Annotated in this window: 6 protein-coding genes; 3 read left to right on the forward strand and 3 right to left on the reverse strand. The window is 73.5% G+C overall.

The genetic code is table 11. From position 1 onward, the window contains the following. The 3 genes from ACFV0G_RS28615 to eccE all read right to left on the reverse strand — a co-directional run. A partial coding sequence (locus ACFV0G_RS28615) for a MinD/ParA family protein (protein WP_380554143.1) occupies positions 1-2,049 on the reverse strand: 2,049 nt, incomplete at its 3' end. A gap of 192 nt (positions 2,050-2,241) precedes the next feature. Continuing rightward, positions 2,242-3,006, reverse strand: a complete 765-nt coding sequence (locus ACFV0G_RS28620) for a hypothetical protein (RefSeq protein WP_380554146.1) — start codon at positions 3,004-3,006, stop codon at positions 2,242-2,244. After that, entirely contained in the window at positions 3,006-4,268 is a 1,263-nt protein-coding gene (gene eccE / locus ACFV0G_RS28625) for a type VII secretion protein EccE (RefSeq protein WP_380554149.1), read from the reverse strand. Before eccE ends, ACFV0G_RS28620 begins: the two co-directional genes overlap by 1 nt. A gap of 312 nt (positions 4,269-4,580) precedes the next feature. Between eccE and ACFV0G_RS28630 the strand changes: the two genes are divergently transcribed. From ACFV0G_RS28630 to ACFV0G_RS28640, 3 genes are all read left to right on the forward strand, one after another. Next, positions 4,581-6,170, forward strand: a complete 1,590-nt coding sequence (locus ACFV0G_RS28630) for a type VII secretion protein EccB (protein WP_380554152.1) — start codon at positions 4,581-4,583, stop codon at positions 6,168-6,170. Between the two features lie 179 nt (positions 6,171-6,349). After that, positions 6,350-6,658 carry a WXG100 family type VII secretion target gene (locus tag ACFV0G_RS28635; RefSeq protein WP_380554156.1) on the forward strand — a complete coding sequence of 103 codons (309 nt, stop codon included), beginning with the start codon at positions 6,350-6,352 and terminating at the stop codon, positions 6,656-6,658. A gap of 77 nt (positions 6,659-6,735) precedes the next feature. Further along, entirely contained in the window at positions 6,736-7,026 is a 291-nt protein-coding gene (locus tag ACFV0G_RS28640; RefSeq protein ID WP_380554159.1) for a WXG100 family type VII secretion target, read from the forward strand. The last annotated feature ends 135 nt before the right edge of the window (positions 7,027-7,161 follow it).

Below are 7,161 nucleotides of genomic sequence, written 5' to 3' on the forward strand. Positions count from 1 at the left end.
GCCGTACCCGGGCGGCGGCGGGGGCTGCTGGCCGTCCTGCGGCGGCGGGTAGCCGTACCCCGGTCCGCCCTGCTGCCACTCCTGCGGCAGCGGCTGCGCCCCGGGCGCGGCCTGCGGCGGCTGGCCGTAGCCCGGCGGCGGCGCCTGGCCGGGCTGCGGGGCCCACGGGACGCCCGGCGCCGGCTGGGCCGGGTAGCCGTACCCCGGCTGGGCCTGCGGCGGGTAGCCCTGCTGCGGCGGGTACGGCTGCTGCTGCGGCGCCGGCATCTGCTGCGGGTAGCCCTGCTGCTGGGCCCAGGCCGCCTGCTGCGCGTGCTGGGCGCGGGCGATGTCCTCGCCCACCAGGGTGGCCAGTTCGAAGTACGCGTCCCGGACCTTGGGCCGCATCATCGCCAGGTTGACCTCGGCGCCCGCGGCCAGGCTCTCGTCGAAGGGCACCACCACGACGCCGCGGCAGCGGGTCTGGAAGTGCGCCACGATGTCCTCGACCTTGATCATCTTGCTGGTCTCGCGGACCCCGGACACCACCGTGATGCTGCGCTGCACCAGGTCCGCGTAGCCGTGCGCGGACAGCCAGTCCAGCGTGGTCGACGCACTGGAGGCACCGTCCACGCTCGGCGTCGAGACGATGATCAACTGGTCGGCCAGGTCGAGCACCCCGCGCATCGCGCTGTACAGCAGGCCCGTGCCGGAGTCGGTCAGGATGATCGGGTAGTGCTGGCCCAGCACCTGGATGACCTGGCGGTAGTCCGAGTCGTCGAAGGTCGTCGAGACGGCCGGGTCGACGTCGTTCGCCAGGATCTCCAGGCCCGAGTGCAGGTCCTGCGAGGTGAACTGGCGGATGTCCATGTAGCTGCGCAGGTGCGGGATCGCGGTGACCAGGTCGCGGATGGTCGCACCGGTCTGCCGCTTCACCCGGCGGCCGAGCGTGCCCGCGTCCGGGTTGGCGTCGATCGCGATGACCTTGTCCTGCCGCTCGCTGGCCAGCGTCGCACCGAGCGAGGTGGTGGTCGTGGTCTTGCCGACACCGCCCTTGAGGCTGATCACCGCGATCCGGTAGCAGCTCATCACCGGCGTGCGGATGATCTCCAGCTTGCGGGCCCGGTCCGCCTGGGCGGCCTTGCCGCCGAACTGGAACCGCGGCTGCTGCCGCTGCGCCTTCGGCTGGCCCCGCAGCAGCCGGTCCGAGGAGAGCTCGACCGCCGCGGTGTAGCCGAGCGCGGCGCCGTGCGCCATGCCCTGCTGCGGCCCGGGCTGCTGGAACGCCGCGGGGGCCTGCGGAACGCCGCCCTGCTGCGGGTACGGCGACGGGTACGCGTTCGGCTGCGGCCAGCCGCCCGTCCGCGGGTCGACCGGCCCGGGGGCGGGCGCCGGCGGCGCGGCCTGCTGCGGCGGCCACGGACCGGGCTGCGGGGCCTGCGGCGCACCGGCCTGCTGCGGGTACGGCTGCGGTGCCGGGCCGGGCGGTCCCGGCTGGACCGGCGGGGCCTGCGGCACACCCTGCTGCTCCGGCGCGGGCGGCCACGGCTGCGGGGCCGGGGGCTGCTCGTGCACCGGCGGCGGCACGGGCGCGGTCTCGGGCACCGGTACCGGGCCGGCCTGCACCGGAGCCGGCGCGGGAGCCGGGGCGGGTGCCGGGGCCGGCGCCGGCGGGACCACCGGCGGGGCGGTCTCGGCAGCGGGGGCGGGCACCACCGGGTCCGCGGCCACCGGGGGCTGCGGGACGGCCGGGGCGGGGGCCGGCGCCGGAGCGTCCGCCACCGGTGCGGGAGCGGGCACCGGCGCGGGGGGCTGGACGGCCGTCGGCCCGGGCACGGCCGGCTGCGGGACCACGGGCTGCGGCGCGGGCTGCACCGGCGCCGGCTGCTGCTGCGGCACCGGCGCAGGGGCGGCCACCACGGGTGCCGGGGCCGGCGCCGGCTCGGGCTGGGCGGGCGCGGCGCTCTGCGTGTACCAGGACGGGGGCGCGTAGTCGGGCTCGTCCGACCAGTCGTCGTCATCCTCCGCCGGGTTGTCGCCGACGTAGACGCCGTCCCGATCGCTGCTCACTTGGGCTCCCTCGTTCTTCCGCACTCGGCGGTGCCGTCGGGCAACAAGACTAGGCCGTGATCCGCGGTCACCTGAAGGCGGTGCCGGATCTGACGGCTCGGTGGGCAGGGCGGATGCGGCCGGCGGCGCCCGTCCATCGGGTGAATCCGCACCGGATGTTCACCTTCGGCCCCCGCTGCGGGTCGTGTGCGGTCAGTCCATCCGGCGGGGGCCGCCCAGCACCTGGGCCTCGGCCTCGACCGGATTGGTCATCACGTACTGGCGGCGCATCCGGGTCGCCCACAGCGTGATGTTCTCGCCCAGCGTCGGCAGCGCCGCGACCTCCTGGTCGCCCAGCGACAGCAGCCGGGCGACGACCTCGGCCTCCTGCGGCGAGATCCGCTGCACGCCCACCAGGTCGGCCGAGTTGAGCACCCGGGTGGCGTTCGGGCCGAGGTAGGGCAGCAGGGTCAGCGTGGTCTGCCAGGGCGCCGCCGACAGCCGGCTGCGCGACGGCCGGGCACCGAGGTCGCGGATCACCAGTACCGGCGAGGCCACCGAGGCGCCCTGCGGGCCGACCCTGCCGACCTGGTGCACCGTCACGCACGGCTGGCCGCCGCCGGCCGCCTGCGCCATCGGCGCCCAGGCCTGCGGGCGGCCGGTCTCCACCGCCACCCGGGCACCGGTCGCGGCCGCGCGCAGCGCGATCACCTGCGCCGTCCACATGCCGCCGACCAGCACCACCTCGTAGGCGTGCGGGCGGAACAGGCCGATCACCGCGGGCTGCTGCTGCGGGTCGATGCCGATGACCACGCCGTCGTCGCCGACCGGGAAGGAGAGCGCACCGAGGTCCTCGGGGGTGAGCACGTGCTTCTCGCGGCGCGGGCCGCGCAGGCCGAAGCCCGGCCGGATCCGCGGCGTGTTCGCGGGCTCGGCCGCGGGCTGCGGGGTCTGCCCCGCGTAGGTCTGGTAGGCCATCAGGACGTCCCTCCCAGGGGCAGCGTGGCGAGCAGGCCGGGCGCCTGCTCCTGGTCGAGGCGGGTGAGGCCGACGCCCGCGCTCTGCGCACGGGACTCCACCAGCCGTCCGACCTGGGCGACCTCGCTCTCGCTGCGCCCGGTCACCCGGACGTGCCCGCTGATCGCGACCGAGCCGCCCGTGCCGCGGCCGGCGGTCAGGCTGAAGGTGCTGGCCAGGGCCGGGGTGCCGGTGACCAGGTTGACCAGGTCCGGCGCGGAGATCCGGCCGGGCGCACCGCCGGGGCGGGTCAGCTGCGGCCACTTGGAGATCCAGTACGTGGTGTGCCAGCGGTCGTCGATCCGCCAGAACCGGCTGCTCTCCTGGGTGCGGCGGGCGGCCGCGCCACCGGCGCCGCTGCCCTGCCGGCCGGCCACCGCCACCGGGTTGGCGCAGATGGAGATGGCCAGTGCGGCGATGAGCTCCCGCTCGTCCAGCACGGTCGCGGTGAAACCGGCCGCGTTGAGCCGGCCGGCGAGTTGGTCGGTGACCCGCTGCAGGGTCTTGCGGGCGCCCTCCTCGCCGCCGCCGCGAGCGAGCACCGCGGTGGCCGAGGCCTCCGGGTCGAGCTTCAGCGCGACCCAGGTCAGCCGGAGCGCCGGGGTGGCCGGGCCGTCGGGCAGCTGGTGGTAGGCACGGGCGGCCAGCGACTGGTCGGGCAGGTGCGGGGCCGGCGCCGGCTGGGTGTGCTGCACCAACTGCACCGACTCCAGGGCGATGTCGTCGACCTGGAGGGCGGAGCAGACGATGTCCAGGGGCAGCGGCAGCGCCGTCCGCGCGGGCCGCAGCGGCTGGTCCTTGGCCTGCACGAGCAGCACCGAGGTGAAGAAGGTGCCGTCGCCGACCATGCCGGTCTCCCGGCGCATCGGGCGGCCGTCGCCGAGGTCGGTCTCGGTGACGTGGGTGTACGTGCGCAGGGCCGGCTCGACCTCCAGCGCGGGTGCCAGCGCCGGGTCGGTGCCGGGCGGCGGCACGTTGTACTGCGCCTCCCGGCGACGGGACTTGAGCGACATCCGGACGCGCATCGCCTCCGGCGCGGTGCGTCCGCCGAGCGGCAGCAGGGCCAGCACCACCAGCAGCACGGCCGGGACGGCGAACGCGCCGGCCATCGCCGGGGAGATCGTCCAGCCGACCGCCACCAGCGCCGCCGCGACCTCCAGCAGGACCAGCTGCTGGAGCTGCAGCCGAGTGCCGAGCAGACCCGGGCGCGGGTGGAGCTTCACCGGTACGGGAGCGGTCGGCACCGGCCCCGGCCCGGCCCGGCGGCCTCCCCGGCTGTCCGACCTCCGGCCGTTCGGCGGACTGGTTCGGGCTGGAGCGGTCTGGCTTGGCATCCCCCGAGTGAACCTCTCTGATCAGATATCAAGGCCCGGTTGGCCGGTCGGCGAACCGTACCCGTTACCGTACTCACCGTCTGCTGCCGCATCGTAGAGGGTTCGCTGCGCCCGGCGCCCGGCGGGTGGCAGACTCGCGCACTGCAGACGTGCGCTGACGGTCGTGCAGGCGACGGGCACACAGGGGAGACGGGGACGAGCATGGCATCACGCAGGGACGAGCTGAACGCGTACAACTTCGCGCGCAAGCGCACGGTGGGGGCGTTCCTGCAGCCCGGCGGCGGGGGCAACGACGAGGACGCGCCGCGGCCGCTGCGCGCGGTGCTGCCGAGCTTCGTCGTGGGCGCGGTGATCGTGGCCGGCTTCGGCATGTGGGGTGTCATCAAGCCCAGCGCTCCGCTGAACTGGGACGACGGCAAGAACATCGTCCAGGGCAAGGACTCCACCACCCGCTACGTGGTGCTGGAGGACCCGCAGACCCACGAGAAGGTGCTGCACCAGGTCCTCAACATGTCCTCCGCCCGTCTGGTGCTGCCGGCCGGCTCGAAGGTCGTGCAGGTCGCCGACAACGTGCTCGACGAGTACAAGAACCACGGCGCCACCATCGGCATCCCGTACGCGCCGGACCGGCTGCCCAACGCCGACGACGCGGGCGAGGCCAAGAAGTGGTCGGTCTGCAACCGCCCGGGCTCGGACAACAGCCAGGCCACCGTCAACCAGGCGGTGTTCATCGCCGCGGACGCCGATGCGAAGACGCTGGCCAAGCCCGACCTGATGCTCTCCGAGGGGCAGGACCTCTTCGTCCAGGGGCCGCCGATCCAGAAGGACACCCCGGGCAGCAAATTCCTGGTCGACATGAACGGCGTCAAGCACGCGATCGGCGAGGTGAGCCTGGTCGGCACGCGCCGCAGCGCCATGGAGTACGGCCTGTTCGGCGACCACGTCGAGCCGCAGCAGGTCACCCAGGCGTGGCTGGACACCCTGGACTCCGGCGAGGCGGTCACCTTCCCGAAGATCCCGGGCTTCGACAAGAACACGAAGACCAAGTCCGACGTCAAGATCAACTCCAAGCTCGCCGTCGTCGGCCACCTGGTCCGCTTCCAGAACACCTACTACGTGGTGGGCAAGTCGAAGCTGATCGCGGTGACCCCCTTCCAGGCCGAACTGATCCGCAACGACCCGGACCTGGAGGTCGCCTACGGCAGGGGCGTCATCCCGAAGGTGGACGAGCTCTCCCCGGCCGAGAACGCCGAACTCTCCGGCGACGTGGACAAGTCGATCCTCGACACCAAGGACCTGCCGGCCGCCAAGCCGCTGCCGCCGGTGAACGTCGGCCCCAAGGCCACCCGCACCGTCGTCTGCAGCACCTTCGAGGGCTACGACCACGACGCGATCAAGCGCACGGTGTGGGCGAGCACGGACTACCCGGCGAAGGTCTCGCTCGGCTCGGCCAGCGCCCATGTGACGCCGGGTCACGGCCTGCTCTACCGCGCGGTGGACGGGCAGTCCGGCCCCGGGATGCAGGACAGCTCCGGCAGCATCTTCCTGGTGACCGAGACCGGGCTGCGGTACTCGCTGTCGGCCAACGGCGACGGCGGCACCGGCGGTACGCCGGTGCCCAGTCCGTCCCCGCAGCAGCAGCAGCAGGCGGGCAGCCAGGACGACGACGCGAAGGCCCGGCTGGGCTTCAAGTCGGTCACCCCGAGCCTGGTCCCGCTGCCCTGGTCGGCGCTGGTGCCGGGCGGCGGCGTGCTCAGCAGCAAGGCGGCCGAGCAGGCGCAGAGCGCCTGATCGTCCGTCAGGAGGCTTGCGGTCCCCCGTGTGATGGTCTGGTAACAGCCGGATCCCGGTGTTGGGGGACTTGCATTCGGCGACTACAGTGCTGGTGGACATCACACCGTGGTGTCGTCGGGTAGGCCGTGTCAGGACTATCCGGACACAAATGTCTGTCTCATGGGGGACGGTGGATCATGGCTGGTCAGTTCAGGACGACCGCTGAGGAAATGAATGCGTTCGCGAACCGCATCGGCGAGGTGAACGCGCAGGTCCAGGGGGAGATCCAGCGCCTCAACTCGCTGGTCGACCAGGTCGGCAACGGTTGGCAGGGCCAGGCGGCCCAGGCCTACAAGCAGATGCAGACCCGCTTCAACGAGGACGCGGTGGCCCTCAACAAGGTGCTCGACGAGATCCGCCAGGCGATCGAGGCGACCACCAAGGCCTACGCGCAGACCGAGCAGGACCAGCAGTCGTCCATGTCCGGCCTCGGCGGCTCCTTCTGAGCCTCGCGGGTTCCTAAGCCCCAGCCGCCTGCGGTCCGCGGACCGGGCCGCAGCGCATCCATCGACCAGGAGGATCCATGTCCGACGGCATTCTCGTCAATTTCTCCACCATCCAGAACGCGTCCTCCGAGGTGCGTCAGACCGCTCAGCGCATCCAGTCGCAGCTGGACGAGCTCAAGGCCGGCGTGCAGCGCATCGCCAACAGCTGGGACGGCGTGGCCCGCGAGGGCTACCAGGCCCGCCAGCAGCTGTGGGACTCGAAGGCCGCCGACCTCCAGCAGGTCCTGCAGCAGATCGCGACCACCCTGGACAACGCGGCGCAGAGCTACCAGGCGACCGAGAACAAGAACGCGACCATCTGGAACTGAGCCGGCGCCGCGGACGCGGTACGGCGAAGCCGGAGTGGGGGGGGGGGGCGGGGGGGGCCCCCCCCCCCCCCCCCGGGGCCCCCCCGCGCCCCCCAGAAGGTGTGAAGCGGGGGGCATACGGTGTGGTGGGGTGTG

Origin of the sequence: Kitasatospora sp. NPDC059571, assembly GCF_042735675.1 — a bacterium.
Taxonomy (GTDB): domain Bacteria; phylum Actinomycetota; class Actinomycetes; order Streptomycetales; family Streptomycetaceae; genus Kitasatospora.

Bases quoted from the DNA above. Each gene is read 5' to 3' on its own strand.
- ACFV0G_RS28620 (WP_380554146.1), bottom strand. From the start codon at position 3,006: ATGGCCTACCAGACCTACGCGGGGCAGACCCCGCAGCCCGCGGCCGAG.
- ACFV0G_RS28635 (WP_380554156.1), top strand. From the start codon at position 6,350: ATGGCTGGTCAGTTCAGGACGACCGCTGAGGAAATGAATGCGTTCGCG.
- ACFV0G_RS28640 (WP_380554159.1), top strand. From the start codon at position 6,736: ATGTCCGACGGCATTCTCGTCAATTTCTCCACCATCCAGAACGCGTCC.
- ACFV0G_RS28630 (WP_380554152.1), top strand. From the start codon at position 4,581: ATGGCATCACGCAGGGACGAGCTGAACGCGTACAACTTCGCGCGCAAG.